This window comes from Nonomuraea sp. NPDC003560 (assembly GCF_042878785.1).
GTDB lineage: Bacteria > Actinomycetota > Actinomycetes > Streptosporangiales > Streptosporangiaceae > Nonomuraea.
Genome location: NZ_JBIAOF010000002.1, coordinates 914,154 through 930,687, shown reverse-complemented (window position 1 = coordinate 930,687; position 16,534 = coordinate 914,154). Strand labels below are relative to the sequence as shown.

General features: G+C 70.9%; 16 protein-coding genes. 7 read left to right on the top strand and 9 right to left on the bottom strand.

Going from position 1 to position 16,534, the window contains the following annotated elements:
- Positions 1 to 102: 102 nt before the first annotated feature.
- The 4 genes from mgtA to ACFYUV_RS09685 all read right to left on the bottom strand — a co-directional run bounded on the left by mgtA (position 103) and on the right by ACFYUV_RS09685 (position 4,986).
- On the bottom strand, positions 103 to 2,526 hold the full coding sequence (gene mgtA, locus ACFYUV_RS09700; protein ID WP_387666892.1) for a magnesium-translocating P-type ATPase: 2,424 nt from the start codon (positions 2,524 to 2,526) through the stop codon (positions 103 to 105).
- Between the two features lie 172 nt (positions 2,527 to 2,698).
- Positions 2,699 to 3,226, bottom strand: a complete 528-nt coding sequence (locus ACFYUV_RS09695; RefSeq protein WP_387666889.1) for a hypothetical protein — start codon at positions 3,224 to 3,226, stop codon at positions 2,699 to 2,701.
- A 233-nt stretch (positions 3,227 to 3,459) separates the two neighbouring features.
- Entirely contained in the window at positions 3,460 to 4,443 is a 984-nt protein-coding gene (gap, locus tag ACFYUV_RS09690) for a type I glyceraldehyde-3-phosphate dehydrogenase (protein ID WP_387666887.1), read from the bottom strand.
- Positions 4,444 to 4,572: 129 nt separating this feature from the next.
- The gene (locus tag ACFYUV_RS09685; protein ID WP_387666884.1) at positions 4,573 to 4,986 is read right to left on the bottom strand and encodes an Hsp20/alpha crystallin family protein; all 414 of its coding nucleotides are present in this window, start codon (positions 4,984 to 4,986) and stop codon (positions 4,573 to 4,575) included.
- A 163-nt stretch (positions 4,987 to 5,149) separates the two neighbouring features.
- Here ACFYUV_RS09685 and ACFYUV_RS09680 point away from each other — a divergent pair, with 163 nt between their 5' ends.
- The 5 genes from ACFYUV_RS09680 (at position 5,150) to ACFYUV_RS09660 (ending at position 10,010) form a co-directional block, all read left to right on the top strand.
- Complete coding sequence (locus ACFYUV_RS09680; RefSeq protein ID WP_387666881.1) at positions 5,150 to 7,738, top strand: GNAT family N-acetyltransferase; 2,589 nt, start codon at positions 5,150 to 5,152, stop codon at positions 7,736 to 7,738.
- 99 nt (positions 7,739 to 7,837) lie between these two features.
- Positions 7,838 to 8,518 carry a CBS domain-containing protein gene (locus ACFYUV_RS09675; protein ID WP_387666878.1) on the top strand — a complete coding sequence of 227 codons (681 nt, stop codon included), beginning with the start codon at positions 7,838 to 7,840 and terminating at the stop codon, positions 8,516 to 8,518.
- An 88-nt stretch (positions 8,519 to 8,606) separates the two neighbouring features.
- The gene (locus ACFYUV_RS09670) at positions 8,607 to 8,987 is read left to right on the top strand and encodes a CBS domain-containing protein (RefSeq protein ID WP_387666875.1); all 381 of its coding nucleotides are present in this window, start codon (positions 8,607 to 8,609) and stop codon (positions 8,985 to 8,987) included.
- Positions 8,984 to 9,256: a DUF4342 domain-containing protein gene (locus ACFYUV_RS09665; protein WP_387666872.1), complete on the top strand. Its 273-nt coding sequence runs from the start codon at positions 8,984 to 8,986 to the stop codon at positions 9,254 to 9,256. Before ACFYUV_RS09670 ends, ACFYUV_RS09665 begins: the two co-directional genes overlap by 4 nt.
- 163 nt (positions 9,257 to 9,419) lie before the next feature.
- Complete coding sequence (locus tag ACFYUV_RS09660) at positions 9,420 to 10,010, top strand: hypothetical protein (RefSeq protein WP_387666870.1); 591 nt, start codon at positions 9,420 to 9,422, stop codon at positions 10,008 to 10,010.
- 13 nt (positions 10,011 to 10,023) lie between these two features.
- On the opposite strand, the gene ACFYUV_RS09655 is transcribed toward ACFYUV_RS09660, so the two are convergent.
- Positions 10,024 to 10,083: a hypothetical protein gene (locus ACFYUV_RS09655; RefSeq protein WP_387667483.1), complete on the bottom strand. Its 60-nt coding sequence runs from the start codon at positions 10,081 to 10,083 to the stop codon at positions 10,024 to 10,026.
- Positions 10,084 to 10,610: 527 nt separating this feature from the next.
- Between ACFYUV_RS09655 and ACFYUV_RS09650 the strand changes: the two genes are divergently transcribed.
- Positions 10,611 to 11,714: an Acg family FMN-binding oxidoreductase gene (locus ACFYUV_RS09650; protein ID WP_387666867.1), complete on the top strand. Its 1,104-nt coding sequence runs from the start codon at positions 10,611 to 10,613 to the stop codon at positions 11,712 to 11,714.
- Between the two features lie 21 nt (positions 11,715 to 11,735).
- Here ACFYUV_RS09650 and ACFYUV_RS09645 read toward each other — a convergent pair whose 3' ends face one another.
- The 3 genes from ACFYUV_RS09645 to ACFYUV_RS09635 all read right to left on the bottom strand — a co-directional run bounded on the left by ACFYUV_RS09645 (position 11,736) and on the right by ACFYUV_RS09635 (position 13,590).
- Entirely contained in the window at positions 11,736 to 12,614 is an 879-nt protein-coding gene (locus ACFYUV_RS09645; protein WP_387666864.1) for a GNAT family N-acetyltransferase, read from the bottom strand.
- Positions 12,615 to 12,685: 71 nt separating this feature from the next.
- Positions 12,686 to 13,372 (bottom strand): tyrosine-type recombinase/integrase, encoded by a 687-nt coding sequence (locus ACFYUV_RS09640; RefSeq protein ID WP_387666862.1) that lies wholly within the window; start codon positions 13,370 to 13,372, stop codon positions 12,686 to 12,688.
- Positions 13,372 to 13,590, bottom strand: a complete 219-nt coding sequence (locus ACFYUV_RS09635) for a hypothetical protein (RefSeq protein WP_387666859.1) — start codon at positions 13,588 to 13,590, stop codon at positions 13,372 to 13,374. The genes ACFYUV_RS09640 and ACFYUV_RS09635 overlap by 1 nt, the downstream gene beginning before the upstream one ends.
- A 233-nt stretch (positions 13,591 to 13,823) precedes the next feature.
- On the opposite strand from ACFYUV_RS09635, the gene ACFYUV_RS09630 reads away from it, so the two are divergent.
- Positions 13,824 to 14,882 carry a cobalamin-independent methionine synthase II family protein gene (locus ACFYUV_RS09630; RefSeq protein WP_387666856.1) on the top strand — a complete coding sequence of 353 codons (1,059 nt, stop codon included), beginning with the start codon at positions 13,824 to 13,826 and terminating at the stop codon, positions 14,880 to 14,882.
- Here ACFYUV_RS09630 and ACFYUV_RS09625 read toward each other — a convergent pair.
- Positions 14,805 to 15,893, bottom strand: a complete 1,089-nt coding sequence (locus tag ACFYUV_RS09625) for a hypothetical protein (RefSeq protein ID WP_387666854.1) — start codon at positions 15,891 to 15,893, stop codon at positions 14,805 to 14,807. The two genes, ACFYUV_RS09630 and ACFYUV_RS09625, sit on opposite strands and share 78 nt — an antisense overlap.
- Between the last annotated feature and the right edge of the window lie 641 nt (positions 15,894 to 16,534).

Genomic DNA, 16,534 nt, shown 5'->3' with positions numbered 1-16,534 from the left:
CCCCTTCGCGTCGATGTCCCTTCTCACTGTCTTCGGAGGGAACGACGGCCGCCGCGGTCCAAGGCCACCGATGGACGGGACCAAGGTCCCGGACGCCGTGGCTCATGCGGCGAGCAGCGGGCGGAGCAGGCGTTTGGCGCCCTCGTTGGCCGCGACGTACAGGACGGTCAGGGCGGCGAGCGCGCCGAGCACCGGCCACGTCAGCGGCACCAGCCCCAGCGGGCCGCCGACCGGCGTGTACGGCAGCGCCACCGTCAGCACGGCCACCGCCACGCTCGTCAGCAGCAACGGCCTGGACGGGCGGCTGCGGTAGAACGGCCGCGCGGTCCTGAGCACGAGCATGACCGCCAGCTCGGTCGCCGTGGACTCGATGAACCAGCCGGTGCGGAAGACGTCCGCGCCGGCGTCCAGGCCCAGCCGGAGAACCAGGAACGTGGCGATGTCGAACACCGAGCTGAGCAGCCCGAACACGATCATGAACGTGCGGATCCCACTCAGGTTCCACGACCGGGGGCGTCGAAGCTGCTCGGGATCGACCTGGTCGGTGGCGATCGTGGTGCCCGGGATGTCGGACAGGAAGTTGAGCAGCAGGATCTGGCGCGGCAGCAGCGGCAGGAACGGCAGGAACGCCGAGGCGGCGGCCATGCTGAGCATGTTGCCGAAGTTCGCGCTGATGGTGACCCGAACGTACTTGAGGGTGTTGGCGAACGTGCGCCGGCCCAGGCGCACCCCGTCGGCGATGACCTTCAGGTCCTTGTCCAGCAGCACGATCGCGGCCGACTGCTTGGCCACGTCCACGGCCGTGTCGACGGAGATGCCGACGTCGGCGGCGTGCAGGGCGGGGGCGTCGTTGATGCCGTCGCCGAGGAAGCCCACGGTGGCGCCGGAGGCGCGCAACGCGCGGACGATCCGCTCCTTGTGCAGCGGCTCGACCTCGGCGAACACCTCGACACCCGTGACGCGGGCGGCCAGCGCGTGCTCGTCCAGCCGGTCGAGGTCGGCGCCGGTCAGCACCTCGCCGCCGAGGCCGACCTCGCGGGCGACGCGTTCGGCGGCCAGCCGGTTGTCGCCGGTGATCAGGCGTACGGAGATGCCCAGGCCGGCCAGGTCGCGTACGGCTTCGGCGGTGCCCTCCTTGGCCGGGTCGTGGAAGGCGAGCACTCCCACGAGCGTCATCCCGCTCTCGTCGGCGACGGTGGCGGTGGAGCGGCCGGGGAGGGCGGCGATGGCCAGGCCGAGCGCGCGGAAGCCATCGCGGCTCAACTCGGCGAAGCGTCCCATGACCGCCTCGCGCACCGCCTCCAGCGGCACGGTGCCCTCGTCCGTACGGGCGGTCGTGCAGACGGCGAGCACTGACTCCAGGGCGCCCTTCGTGATCAGCGTCGGGACGCCGGCCTCGTCCACGAGCACGGACAGGCGCTTGCGCTGGAAGTCGTAGGGCACCTCGTCGAGCCGCGCCGCCGCGTCGAGCGGCGGCGCCCCCGCGAGGACGGCCTCGTCCAGAGGGTTGGCGAAGCCGTGCTGGAGCCCGGCGTTGAGGCGGGCCAGCCGCAGCACCTCCCCGCTCGGCTCGCCGCCGACTCCGGTCGCCTGGTCCAGCCGCACCGCGCCGGCGGTGAGCGTGCCCGTCTTGTCGGTGCACAGCACGGTCATCGCGCCGAAGTCCTCGATCGCGTCCAGCCGCTTGACGATGACGCGCTCGGCGGCCATCTTGCGGGCGCCGGCCGACAGGCTGACGGCCACGATCGCGGGCAGCAGCTGCGGGGTCAGGCCGACGGCCAGGGCGAGGGAGAACAGCAGCGCGTCCACGACGGGACGGTCCAGGACCACGTTCACCACGAAGATGGCGGTGACCAGCACGACCATCGCCCGTACCAGGAGCAGGCCGAAGCGGGTCATGCCGCGCTCGAAGCCGGTGGTGACGTCCCGTCCGGCCAGCTCGGCGGTCACCTCGGCGAACTTGGTCGCGTGACCGGTGCGCAGGACGGTCGCGGTGGCGGTACCGCTGGCGACGTGGGTGGCGGCGTACAGCTCGGCCGCGACGCCCTTCTCGGCGGGGAACGACTCGCCGGTCAGCGCCGACTCGTCCACCAGCAGGCTCTGGGCCCGTTCGACGGCGCAGTCGGCCGGGACGATGTCTCCTGCCCGCAGCACCAGCACGTCGCCGAGCACCACGTCCTCGGCGGGCACGGACACTTCGCGGCCGTCCCTGATCACCTCGGTCTCCACGCGGACACGGGCCAGCAGGGCGTCGACGGCGCTTCCGGCTGAGTGTTCCTGCCAGAACCCGAGCGCGCCGCTCGCGACGATGATCACCAGGATGATGAACCCGTCGGTCAGGTCGCCGAGCACCATCGACAGGATCGTGGCGGCGATCAGGATGAGCACGATGGGGCTGGTGAACTGAGCCAGCAGCAACCGTAACCCGCGGTGTCCGCGCGGCCCGGCCACCTGGTTCGGCCCGTGCAGCCGGAGCAGCCGCTGCGCTTCCAGGCTCGTCAGCCCGGGCTCTGCCGGTCTGTCCATGAGGACCTCCTCCTTCCAGGAGCTCCCCCAGCACAGCAGGGCCGCCCGCCCCGTTCAGGAGTCTTACGACATGGATGCGACAGACCTTCGTCCTTGTCGTGCATGTCCGCCGGGCGCACGGCAAAACGCCCACCCCCCGGGTGCTGAGGGGGTGGGCGTGTCCTGGTGCGCACTACTTCAGCCAGCCGTTGCGCCGCACGACGGGCAGGTTGCCGAGGCCGAGAGTGGTGCCGGCGCCGGCCAGGGCCAGGCCGATCAGGACGATCGCGTAGACGATGTGCTCATCCATGAAGGGGTTGTTGGCCAAGGGCAGTTCAGCCGCCCACATCAGGACCAGCATCAGCGTGCCGGTGACCGCGGCGACCCGGGTGCCGATCCCGAGGACCAGCGCCAGGCCGATGCCCAGCAGACCGGCCATGAACAGCCAGTCCACCCACGCCTGACCGGCCAGCGAGGCGAACAGCCCGCCGAGCGCGTTCTCGCCGGTGCCCTTGAGGAAGCCGGTCGTCGGGCTGCCCCCGGCGATCCACGCCTTGTTCGCCGGGGTCGCGAAGCCCCAGCCGAACGTCTTGTCCAGGAACGCCCACAGGAAGATCCAGCCGATCGCGATCCGGGCGACGGCCCAGACGTACTCGACCGGGCGGCGTCCGGCGGTGGTGGCGCCCGTGTGCGTGACGGGCCTGTCGATCGTGGTGGCCATGACGGCCCCCCTTCGATGGGGATTCGTGGTCCTCTTACGTGCTTCCATCACACCGTTTCCGGTGACCCGCCCGCAGTGCCGCACGGCCCTCGTGCGGAGGACCTTGGTCCTGCGTCCGCGCGCCTCGAATCGTGGGGCCGCGACCATGACCGGGATCGCCTCGACGGGCTGTCCTCGGGAGCAGGACGTGACCGTGCGCTGTGCCCGGGGCGGGAGTTGATCGCGGGCGTGGCTCACGCCATCCGCCGGGCCATCTCTACCAGGCGGTTGGCGTAGCCCCACTCGTTGTCGTACCAGCCGAATACCTTGACCAAATCGCCGCTCGCCTGGGTGAGCGGGGAGTCGAACACGCAGGAGGACGCGTCGCCGATGATGTCGCGGGAGACGAGCGGGGCGGTGCTGTAGCGCAGGACGCCGTGCAGCTCGTCCTCAGCCGCGGCGGCGAAGGCGTCGTTCACCTCCTGCGCGGTGACCGGCCGGGAGAGCTGCGCGGACAGGTCGGTGATCGAGCCGTCCTCGACCGGCACCCGGATGGCGACGCCGTCCAGGCGGCCGTCGAGCTCCGGCAGCACCTGGCCGACCATGCGGGCGGCGCCGGTGGTCGTGGGGACGATGTTGACGGCCGCGGAGCGCGCCCGGCGCGGGTCCTTGTGCGGGGCGTCGAGGAGCACCTGGTCGCCGGTGTAGGCGTGGATGGTGGTCATGAACCCCCGGACCAGGCCGAAGCGGTCGTTCAGCACCTTGACCATGGGGGCGACGCAGTTGGTGGTGCACGAGGCGAGCGAGACGATCTCGTGCCTGGCCGGGTCGTAGGCGGCGTCGTTGACGCCGGGCACGATGGTGGCGTCCAGCCCCTTGCCGGGCGCCGACAGCAGGACCCGGCGCGCGCCGGCCTTCAAATGGCCCTCCAGGGCGTCCCTGGTACGGAACCGGCCGGTGGCGTCGATGACCAGCTCGACGTCGTGGGCGCGCCAGTCGATCTCGGCGGGGTCGCGCCGCCCGCTGACGGCGATCGTCCTGCCGTCGACCTCCAGCGACTCCGGGGACGCGCTGACGGGCAGGCCGAGCGGGCCGTAGGTGGAGTCGTAGGCGAGCAGGTGGGCCAGCGTGGCCGCGTCGGTGATGTCGTTGACGGCGACGATGTCGAGGTCGGTGCGCAGTGCGCGGCGCAGGACGGCTCTGCCGATCCTGCCGAAGCCGTTGATTCCGATTCTCATGCCTTCATCGTCCGGCGGCATGGGGCCGGCCATCAGGGGCGACGGTCCTCACGGGGTGGGACCTTCGGCACCCGTGCGCGAAAGCGGACGGAAGGCTTCGTGGTTCCTCCCGTCCGCTCACGACCGGCTTCAGTGCTCGACGGTGATCCGCCGGCCCTCCGCCTTCTTCTCCTCGGCCAGCCCGACGCTGATTTCGAGGACCCCGTTCGCATAGGTGGCCTTGACGTCGTCGGTCTTGGCCGTGGCGGGCAGGGTCACCGTCCGCGCGAGCGCTCCGTAGGCGAACTCGGAGCGATGCGGCTCGGTGGTCCTGCGGGTCTTCTCCGCCCGGATGTGCAGGACACGGTCGTCGACGACGATCTCGACGTCCTTGTCGGGGTCGACCCCGGGCAGTTCGGCGCGCAGGACGTACCGCCCCTCGGCGATGTAGTCCTCGACCCGGAGGATCTGTCCGAACGGCCGGAACCCGAACATGGGCTGCTCCAGCCATTCCATCAGCTCCGGGAACGGGAGTCTGACGTCTCTCCGCTCTGGCAGGCTCATCGCGTCCTCCTTCTGTGAGTCCCGATCCCACCTCTCCAGCACACGCCCGGCACGTTCGCGCCAGGAGAGGCGGACGTCCTTTCGCGACATGACCTTCGGCCCTGCTTGCGGTCCCCTCCATCCGGACAAGCTGAGAGACAGGACCGCGAACGGGAGATCCGCCATGCCTGAGGGATACGACGTGCTGCTGCGCGACGGCGGCATAGCCCACGTGCGCCCGTTGCTTCCCACCGACCGCGACGCCCTGCACGAGCTGGTGGACCGCTCCTCGGAACGCTCGGCCTACCTGCGCTTCTTCACCGGGGGCCGCAACACCGCCCACGCCTACATGGACCGGGTGACGAGCGACGCCTACCAGGGCCACGCGTTGGTGGCCGCCATCCACGACCGGCTGGTCGGGGTCGCCGAGTACATCCCCATCGACGGGCACCGCGCCGACCTGGGAATCCTCATCGACGACGCCGCGCACGGGCACGGCCTGGGCACCCTGCTGCTGGAGCACGTCGCCCTGGACGCCGCCGAGCACGGCGTCCACGAGCTGATGGCCGACGTGCTGACCGAGAACCGGCCGATGCTCCGGATGCTGCACGACCTCGGGCTAGAGGTCACCCAGCGCACCGAAGGCGGCACCCTGCATCTCGGCATCGCCGCCGAGCCAACCCCTGGGCTGCGGGCCGGCATCGAGTCCCGCGACCATGAGGCCGGATGCGCCTCGCTCACGCGGGTGCTCACCCCTCGCTCGGTGGCGGTGATCGGCGCGAGCCGGAACGAGCGCGCCGTCGGCCACAAGGTGCTGCGCAACCTCATCGACGGCGGCTTTCCCGGCGCAATCCATCCGGTCAACCCCAACGCCGCCGAGGTGGCCGGACTCGCCTGCCACGACAGGGTCCCGGAGGGCGTGGATCTGGCGGTTGTGGCGGTGCCCGCCGCGCGGGTGCTGGAGGTGGCGCGCGACTGCGCGAAGGCGGGCGTCGCCGGGCTGGTGGTGCTGACGTCGGGGTTCGCCGAGGCCGGGCAGCCCGGTGCGGAGTCGGAGCTGCTGCGCATCTGCCGTTCTTCCGGGATGCGGCTCATCGGCCCGAACTGCCTGGGCATCGTCAACACTGCGGCCCACCTGAACGCCAGCTTCCTGCCGCACAATCCCGTCCAGGGCCGCGTGGCGCTCATGTCGCAGTCCGGCGCCGTCGCGGCGGCGCTGCTGGAGCGGCTGGACGTGTCCATGTTCGTCTCGGTCGGCAACAAGGCCGACGTCAGCGGCAACGACCTCCTCCAATGCTGGGCGGACGACCCGCACACCGACGTGATCGCCTTGTACCTGGAGTCGTTCGGCAACCCGCGCAGGTTCGTGCGGATCGCCCGGCGCGTGGGCGCCCGGAAGCCGGTGCTGCTGGTCAAGAGCGGGCGCGGCGAGGCCGGAGGCCGGGCCGTGCGCTCACACACCGCCGCCGCGGCCACCCCCGACGTGGCCGTGGACGCCCTGGTCCGCGCCGCCGGAGTGATCCGGCTCGACAGCGTGCCCGAACTGATCGACGCCGCCCGGCTCCTGGCCTTCCAGCCACTGCCCCGGGGGCGCCGGGTGGCCATCGTGGGCAACTCCGGCGGGCCGCAGGCGATGGCCGCCGACTCCTGCGAGCGCCAGGGCCTGGCCGTCCCCGAACTCCGGGCCGGGCTGCTGGACGCGCGGGCCGCGGCCGCGCTGGGCAACCCCGTCGACCTGACCGCCGACGCCACCGCCGCCGAGATCGGCTCCGCCGTACGGGCGGTGGCCGCCGTGCCGGACGTCGACGCCGTCCTGGTCGTCTACACCCCGCCATTCGGATCCGGCCTGGAGGAGACTCGCCGGGCCATCGCCGAGGCGGCCAAGGAGGCGGGCAAGACCGTCCTGGCCTGTGTCGTCGGCCACGACGGGCTGATCGACGGCCGCGTCCCCTGCTACGCCTTCCCGGAGCAGGCCGTCCAGGCCCTCGGCCATGCCGTGAGGTACGCCGAGTGGCGCCGGACGCCCGAGCCTGTGGCGATCCCCGTGGCGGCCGACAGGGAGGGGGCACGGCGGATCGTCCAGGCCGAGCTGGAGGCGCGGCCGGAGGGCGGGTGGCTCTCCCCCGATGCGACCGCCCGGCTGCTGGACTGCTACGGCGTCGCACGGGCCGAGTCGGTCGAGGTGCGCGACGGCGAGTCCGCCGCCCGGGCCGCCGCCCGCGTCGGGCTGCCGACGGCCCTCAAGGCCGTCGGCCCGGTGCACAAGAGCGACGTCGGCGGCGTCCGGCTCAGCCTGCGTACCGAAGACGCGGTCCGCCGCGCATATCAAGAAATGTCGGAGCGCATCGGTCCGGAGATGACGGGCGCGATCGTCCAGCCCATGCTCTCCGGCGGGATCGAGATGATCGTCGGCGGTGTCAACTACCCGGTCTTCGGGCCCCTCGTCATGGTCGGCCTGGGCGGCGTGGCGGCCGACCTGCTGGCCGACCGCGCCTTCCGCGTCCCGCCGGTCACCGACCCCGCCGGCATGCTCGCCGAGCTGCGCTGCGCACCCCTCCTGCACGGCTACCGCGGCTCGCCGGCCATGGACGTCAAGGCCCTCGAAGGCCAGCTCGTCAGGATCGGCCGGCTGCTCGACGACCTGCCCCAGATCGCCGAACTCGACCTCAACCCCGTCATCGTCACCCCCGACGGCGCGACCACCGTGGACGCCCGCATCCGCGTCGCTCCCGCCCAGGCCCCGCCCTCACCGCTGCTACGCCGCCTGCGCTGACCCACGGCCGAGCCCGCTCGGGACTTCCGCCCCTACCCGCCCGGCTTGACCCGAGTTGTGCTGAGGACAGAAACGAAGCCCCCGGAAGGAGCCGACCCCATGAAGATGACCGTCGCGGACGTGATGACCGGAAAGGTCGTGTCCGTCACCCCCGCCACCCCGTTCAAGGACATCGCCGAAGCGCTCATCACCGGCGGCATCAGCGCCGTCCCCGTCGTCGACGACGAGCAGCACGTGGTCGGCATGGTGTCCGAGGCCGACCTGCTGCGCAAGGAGGAGTTCCGCGAGCAGTTCTACCGCGAGGGCTACCGTCCCCCGCTGCGCGCCCGGCTGCGCCACCCCAAGGGACGCCAGAAGGCCGACGGCGACACCGCCGCCGAACTGATGACGAGCCCGGCGATCAGCGTCTCCCCCGAGGCGTCCGCGGTCTCGGCCGCCCGCCTCATGGACGCCCATGACGTCAAGCGCCTCGCCGTGGTCGACCGCGACGGCCGCCTCCAGGGCATCGTCAGCCGCCGCGACCTGGTCAAGCTGTTCCTGCGTCCCGACGAGGAGATCGCCGCCGAGGTGCGCGACGAGATCCTCGACCAGAAGCTGTGGGTGGACACCGCCGGCGTGCGGGTAGAGGTGCGTCAGGGAGTCGTGACGCTGTCCGGCTGGATGGACCGCCGCACCGAGGCCGGCATCGCCGTCCGCATGACCAGCCGGGTCAACGGCGTGGTCGACGTCGTCGACAAGCTGACCTGGAAGACCGACGACTCCAAGTGGGAGGCCGGATAGCGACGCTCGTCCGCGAGGTCATGAGCAGCCCGGCGGTCACCGTCCGCCCGGCCGCCACGTCCCGCTCCCCCGCCGCGTCATGGACGTCATGACCCGCGACGTCGTCACCGTCACCGAGACCACCGACGTCACCGTCGCCATCGACCTCATGGTCGGCAAGCGGGTCAAGAGCCCGCCCGTTGTGAACGGCTCGCGGATCGCCGGCATGGTCAGCCGCCGCGACCTGATGGCCATGCTCGCCCGTACGGACGAGGACCTGCGCCAGGAGGTCGAGGCGGCGCTGCGCGAGCAGTACCCGAACGGCCCGAGCCTGGACGTCGCCGTCCACGACGGCGTGCCCTCGGCGGCCCGGCACCGCGCTGTCGGCGGCGGGCTGATCGCCCCTACTGGAGCAGGACCTTGGCCTCTGCTCGCACGCCCCCGCCGCCGGAATGCTGGGAGAAGCCGAAGATGGGGAGCAGCGAGATGACAGTCACCCGCGAAGAGGTCAAGGTCCACGGCAGCGAGCTCGCCGACAAGGTCAAGACCCTGATTCACGAAGGCAACGTCCAAAGGATCATCGTCAAGGACTCGCACGGGCACACGGTGATGGAAGTCCCCCTCGCGGTCGGCGTGGTGGCGTTCATCGCCGCCCCCGTCGTCACGGCCGTGGCCGCCATGGCCGCTGCCGCCGCCGAGTGGTCCATCCAGGTCGAACGCCACCCGCAGGACGAGCAGTACGTACCACCACAGGTCTGACCGCACCTCTTCCCCGCCATCAGCCGTACGTGCCGGTGGCGGGGAAGCCATGTCGGGACCATCGGCCCCCGGTCACCGCCTTTCGCCCCTGCCCTCGGCCCACCGGACCTGGTGCCATCGAGACATGGACGCCTGCCACGCATTCCGCCGCCTGCTCCGACCGATGCTTCTCCTGCAAGCCGCCGGAGCGGCCGCCTATCTGCTGCTCGTCCGCCCCGGGCTGCTGCGCTGGGGCGCCACCGAGGGCGAAGCGGCCCGTCCGCTGCCCGGCGACGACATCGTCCCGCGACCGCACATCGGCGCCACCCGCGCCATCAGCGTCAACGCCCCTCCCGAGGCCGTGTGGCCATGGCTCGTGCAGATGGGCGGCCATCCCCGGGCGGGCTGGTACGCCTACGACCACATCACCAACGACGGCCGTCCCAGCGCGGATCGCATCGTCCCGGAGTTGCAGCGACTGGAGGTGGGCGACCTGCTGCGCACTCCTCCGTCGGGCATCGGCTACACGGTGGAACGTATCGTCCCCGGACGTGAGATCGTGCTCGCCGTCCGGGCCTTCCACGTGACCGTGAGCTGGGCGATCGTGCTGCTCGGCACGGAGGAGCACAGCCGCCTGCTGTTCCGGCTCCGCATCCGCTGCCGCCCCGGCCTCCGCGGGCTGGTCTACCTGCTGCTGTCGGAGTCGGCGGACTTCCTGGTGACGCGCAGGCAGCTGATCACCATCAAGGCCCTGGCCGAAGCGCACAAGCACTGAGGATCCCGGCGGTTCACAGCCCGTGCACCACGGCGACGGGACATGCCGCACCATGCACCACCGTCTGGCTCACCGAGCCGAGCAGCAGCCCGCGCGCCTCCCCCAGGCCGGCGAGCCCCCACCCCCGGCAGGGTCGCCCGCCGCGCCGCCCCCAGCAGGGCCGGGCGCATCGGCTCGTCGACGAACTCCACGTCTCCTTGACCCGGCGCTGCGCCGGTCTGCGTGCCAAGTCGAGCGGCCCCAGTTCACCGGTCCACTCGTGATGAGGCCGTTCCCACGCGCGACACACGGTCAGCGGCAGCCCCGGGCCGCAACCTCGGCCGCGCCCCGGATGAGGTGCCGCACCGCCGACGGCGACTTCTCGGAGCCCACCACCACTCCGAGCCCGCGATTCATGACGAACTCCGTTCCGACTGCCTGACTTCATCGTCGTCCAGACGGCGCGGGCCATCCAGAGGCGTCACTCACGGGGCTTCGTCCTGAGGCGGACCCTGCCTTGACGCCGCCGGCGCGAATGCCCGTTGTGAGACGTTCGGCGGGACTTCTGGCCCTGCCGCCTCGCGGGGGCGGAGGACAGCGTGGGTTCCAAGGAGGTGCGTCATGACCACTGCACTCACCACCGACCTCGCCGTCAGGCGGCTGCTCGTGGCGGCCGGAGAGGCGCCTTCGGTGCTCAACACCCAGCCGTGGCGCTTCACCGTACGCCATGGGGACGTCATAGACCTGCTCGCCGACTGGGACCGCTGGTTGCGGGTCAGCGACCCCCGCGGCCGCTCCCTGCACGTCAGCTGCGGCGCCGCGCTCTTCAACCTCCGTATCGCGGCCCGGGCCACCGGTCGCAGCCCAGTCGTACGCCTGCTGCCTGAACCCCAGCGCGCACCGGACCTGCTGGCCCGCGTCACGATCGGCGCGCATGCCCCGGCGACGTCGGACGAACGCCACCTGTACGGCCTCATCCCCATCCGGCGCACCAACAGAACCCCGTTCAGCGACCGGCTCATCCCGGCGCCGGTGCTGAGCGAGATGCGCGTCGCGGCGACCCTGGAGGGCGCCAGGCTGTCCTTCCTGGACGAGCGCTCCTCCGCCGACCTGCTCGACTACGCGGCCCTGGCACAGGACGAGCTGGCCCGCGACGAGGAGTACCTGGCCGAGCTGGCCGCCTGGACGGGCGGCCACGGCGTGCCCTCGTACGTGCAGGGACCGGTCGCGACCGGCGACGTGGACCCCGTCCGCGACTACGGCCGCCGGATCGGCAGCGCGCGCTTCGAGCCCCGTCCGCAGCTCGCGGTCCTCACCACCGCCGGCGACGAGCCGCTGGACTGGCTGCGCGCAGGGCAAGCACTTCAGCGGGTGCTCCTGGTGGCGACCGGGCACTGGGTCTCGGCCTCGTACCTCAACCAGCCCCTCGACCTGCGTGACATGCGGCGACGGCGAGACCCGCACCACCGGCGCGGCCACCCCCAGATGATCATGCGCCTGGGATACGGCGAGATGGTGCCCCGCGCTCCCCGCCGCCCCGTGACCGAGCTCCTGCCGGACGGCTCCTGTGAGGCGGGACCTCCCCCAACCCTTAGGGCGGACACGCGATGCTCCGCTCCCGAGCATGCCGTGGCGACGCCGGGCAAGCGAAGGACCGCCGCGTCGGCCGCTCCGCGGGCGTGCTCCTCCCAGGAGGCGAGCAGCGTCGTGGCGCCGCGCAGGTAAGGATCGGCATCGTCAGCACGGTCATCGCGCGACCTTGCCGGGCTCCCAGTGCTCGGGTACCAGGACGACCTGGAAGCCGTCGGGGTCCTGAAACGTTGTCGCGTGCGCGGCCCAGTACGGGTTCGCGGGTGTAACGGGATCGGCGGCAAGGCGGCTCGCGGCGGCCCGCACTGCCTTCTCCTCGCCCAGGTAGAGCACGAGCAGCGATTGCGGATGCGGCGAGGGAGCCCCATGACCGCCACCGGTGGTCAGCTCAAGGTGGGTGCCGGTTCCCGGTACCTCGAGCAACACCCCGTCACAGCCGTCGTGATCGCGGAAGCGGCCGATCTCGGTCAGCCCGAGACCGTCGCGGTAGAACGCGGCGAGCTCGTCCAGGCGCTCGGTGTGTCGCGTCACGCGAAGCCCCGTCGCCGCAGCCGTTCCCGCGCGGGCCGAGCCTTGCAGGTCAAGGGAGAGCCAGACCTGGTCCCGCAGTGGAATGCCGTCCACCTCCATCGCGGGATAGCCGGCCTGTGGGGTGAAGACATCCCGTTCCACGCGCAACAGCCGAAACCCGAGCCGCTGATAGAAGCCCAGCACGCGCGTATCGGCAGCCGCGGTCGCGACCAGAAGCGTCGGCCGATGCTCCTGCCGGCAGACCGCCACCGCGCGCTCCACGAGCATCCGACCGACCCCAGCGCCTTGACGATCCTCGCGAACCGCAAGGCTCTTGACCTCCGCCTCCCCAGCTCGCTCACCCGCGATGAGCTGCAGGTGGCCGATGACGGTCACGCCGTCTCGGGCCACCAGCACCCGCCCCAGCTCGCGGTACCGGCTCACCGCCGCGGGTGAGTCGTCCGCAAGCTCGAACAGGCCGGCCAGCGCCTCACGCGGACCCTCGAACCAGTCGACCGCCACCATCGCACCCACCAGACCACGCGCCTCGAAGCACCTGCTGCCAATGCCCTTCGACCATAAGGTCCGGACCCGGCTCAGCTCCACGGCATTTCGCCTCGTCCCCACGATGCCAAGCACGGGCAGCTCGCCACCGTCGCTTCAGCAGCGTCCACGCCGCGATCAGCTCTTCCGGCACCCGCTCCGAAGCGCGCGAACGTGGTTGCGTCGCTTGCCGCCGCCGCAGGATGGAGAGGTGTCGCAGGAAGGCTGAGACGCCCTCCTGCCGGACTTGGGGTACGGCCGGAGCACGCCAGAAACACACCGCGTGCTTGCGACGTCCGGGTTCGGCGCCTGCCTCGGCGTGCCGCCGGATCATGCTCGGCGGTGCGGCCGGCGAGTAGGCGGGGTAGCAGGCGGGCTGTGGCTGTGGCCCGGTGCACGTACTCGATGGCGCCGCCCTTGGAGCGCACGCGGGCGCACCGGAACTCCAGATCGAGGTCCTCGACGTCGAGCGGCAAGATCTCCTCCGCCCGGGCCGCGGTCTCATACAGCAGTCGCCACAGCACCCGCTCGCGCAGCGGATGGCGGTCATCGGTGAAGAGCTTCTCCAACCGCACGGCCGGGATGGCGCGGTCACCGCGCTGAGGTGTCTTGCGGCACAGCAGGCGGCGGGCCGGGTTGGTGGCCAGCAGGTCCTGGCGCTGGGCCCAGGTGGTGCAGGAGATCAGCGCGGACAGGTGCCGGTTCCAGGTGGCCGCCGCGGTGGTGTCCCAGGTGGCCATCACCGCGGCGTAGTCGTCGCAGTCGAGCTCGGCGACCGGATGCCGGGGCCGGCCACGGTGGCCAGCCGGGTCAGGGTGCGGGCGTAGCTGCGGCGGGTGGTGGCCGTGGGCAGGGAGTCGAGGAAGCGGTCGACGGCTCCGGCGACGGTGGCACGCTCGTCCAGGTCGCCGGCAGAGGCATCCGCGCCGTGCGCGCCGGGGAAGGCCAGGACCGGCATGACCACCTCCGCACGGCTTGATGTGACAGATGACGCTACCGAGTCGGTCTGGCTGGAGGCAGTGGCGAGCGTCCGGGTGCTGCGACCAGGGGGCGGTTCGGCGTCAGCGACATCGTCACCGCGCAGGTGCTTACGGCTGTCCGGCGGTTCCTCAACCTCGTGGTCCGCGAATTGGGCGACCGCGCGTACGGGAAGCGATTGATCAGATACGCGTCGTTATCTACGCTGTCATCATGTCACTGCCCACCGAGCCGATCGGCAGCATCCCCCGCCCGCCTGCCCTGCTGGCCATCGCAGCCTCCGAACCGGCCGAGGGAGCGTCCGCGCTGGCCGAGGCGCAGGAACAGGCCGTCCGCGACACCGTCCACCGTCTCCAAGAGCTGGGTTCGCCGGTGGTCACCGACGGCGAGCAGGCCAAGCCCAGCTTCGCCACCTACCCGATCGCCGGGCTCGACGGGCTCGTCCCGGACGGCGTGGTGATCCCCTTCGCCGACGGGCACCAGCGGCAGTTGCCCCGGCTGACGGCCGGACCGTTCCGCTACCAGGTCCACGCCGAGCGCTACCTGCGCGCCGCCCAGCGCCACGCGAGCGTGCCGGTCAAGCAGGCCGTCATCGCGCCGTCGGCGCTGAGCCTGCTCTACCCGGGCGAGGGCATCGACGGCTACCCGCGCGAGGCGTTCCTGGCCGACCTGGCCGACCAGGCCGAGGCCGACATCCGCGGCTGCCTGGAGGCCGGGGCGCACGTGGTGCAACTCGACTTCACCGAAGGCCGGCTCTCGCTCAAGCTCGACCCCAGCGGCGGAGTGCTGGACGACTTCGTCGCGTTCAACAACAGCGTGCTGGAGCGCTTCACCGACGCAGAACGCGCGCGCATCGGGGTGCACACCTGCCCCGGCGGCGACCAGGACTCCACCCACAGCCTCGACGTCGACTATGCGGCCCTGCTGCCCCAGCTGTTCCGGCTCAAGGCGGGCAACTTCTACCTCCAACTGGCCAGCGAGGCCGACCCGGACAAGGTCCTGGCGGTCGCCGCCGAACACCTGCCAGCCGACGCGCGGATCTTCGTTGGCGTGATCGACCCGGTGGACCCGCGTGTCGAGACCGCCGAGGAGGTCCGCGACCGCGTCCTGACCGCCGCCCGCCACCTGCCCGCCGACCGGCTGGGCACCTGTGACGACTGCGGGTTCGCGCCGTTCGCCGACGACACCTCCACCTCACGGGAGACGGCGTTCGCCAAGATCCGGGCCCGGCTGGAGGGCACAGAGCTGGCCTCGGCCGTGCTCGGCATCTGATCGTTCCGCCTGCCCGTCCGTGAGAACGTTGCCCAAGGACGAGCAGGTCACCCGCAAGAAGTTAGGCGGGGTGCGGCGCACGGACCGCAGGCCCACCAGGACCCTCGTGTCGCATGGCCGTGGCGCCAAATCAGGAGAGAAACCTGGGCCACCTCTTAGCCGGCACCGCCAGCGTCGGCCCGGAGATTGTGGCGGGAGCCGCAGTGCGTGGACAACCTGGCGTCCTTTGGGCTGGGTGGTGGTGTCCGCGACCAGGATCACTGAGCGGGTCACTCCGCTTGTTACCGGACGCATGTGGATCGCGCTGGACAGGCTCTCCCAGCAGCCTTCGGGCTTGGTGCCGTTCGCGGCCAGGTCAGACAGGATGAGCCGCCGTCGGCCAGGGGTGCCGATGGTCAACGCCTCGGTGAAGTCCCGGCGACCACCTGCGACAACGTATTGGAACCTCTCGCCGTGTTCGCGTACGACCTCGCTCATGGTCGCTGTCACGTTCTCGATTCCGGTCGCGCCCGAGCCAAGGACCAGGCGCACCTGGTTGATGTGATCTCCGAGCAGATCATTCACCTGCGAGATGGTGATCGGCCATCGGGCGCCGTCGATCAGCGTCCGTCGGGTCTGTCGGGCGATGACCTCAGGTGGGACCGATTCCGTCTTCGCGCGAACCAGTTCGGTTTCGACCTCCTCGCTCGTGCCGATCATGCTCAGCGCGTTGGGCGAACGCAGGCGCCATCCGACTCCGTCGGTATCGGGCCGCAGCACCCCAAGACCGACGAGCTCTGACAGGTAGGAGCGAAATGCCTCGGCGTAGAGCTTGGCGAATCCCTCCGGCCACCATGCCTGACATTCTTCGACGAGTTGAGTGTCGGACATGAGGGCGTCGAGCTCGTTCTCGTACGCGTAATGCGCGAGCACGTTGGCGATGACGTTGTAACGTGGGTCGAGGATGAGCGTCCCGCGGAATGCGCCGATGATGTCATGGCGCAGCTCTGTATCGGACTCCACAGCCTCCACAACCTCTTCGTGATCGAACAGGGCGGGCCGCCAAGGTCCTTCGTGCGCCTTTCGTGCATGGCTTCGATCAGCCGGCTGCCGAACATCTGCAGGAGGTAGGGCTGATAGGTGCAGTGGTTCAGGACGCGATGCACGAGTTCCGGCGCCTCGAACGAGAACCCTAGAGCGCCGAGCGGGCGTGTGATTAGGTCGAAGGCGTGCTTCGGGCGCAGCGGACCGACGACTATCGCCTTGCCGATGTGGCTGAAGGGCCCGTACTCGCGAGTTTGGCGAAACGCTGCACGGAATGCAGTCCGGCGAAGACCATTCTCGCCCGCCCGTCCGACTCCAGTACGAGTTCTTTGAGCCTCTTGGTCTCGCGAAAATTGGCCACGTTGGAGTAATCCGATTCAAAGAATTCGTCGCACTCGTCCAGCAGTATGAGAAGCCTGCGGCGGGAGTCCCTTCGCAGCCAATCCAGGATCCCGTCGTGAACGTCCTTCCAAGGATCCCGGTGCTGCTTCTTGGAGGCGGGCGGCCGGACTACTCCAGCGGTCTTGAGTGTCTGGCTCAACCGGTCCCAGCGCTCACACTCGCCGAGATCTCCGAACGCCAGGCGTTCAGCCGCGTCGTTTGGGACAAGGACCGCGCAGCGGTCTTCA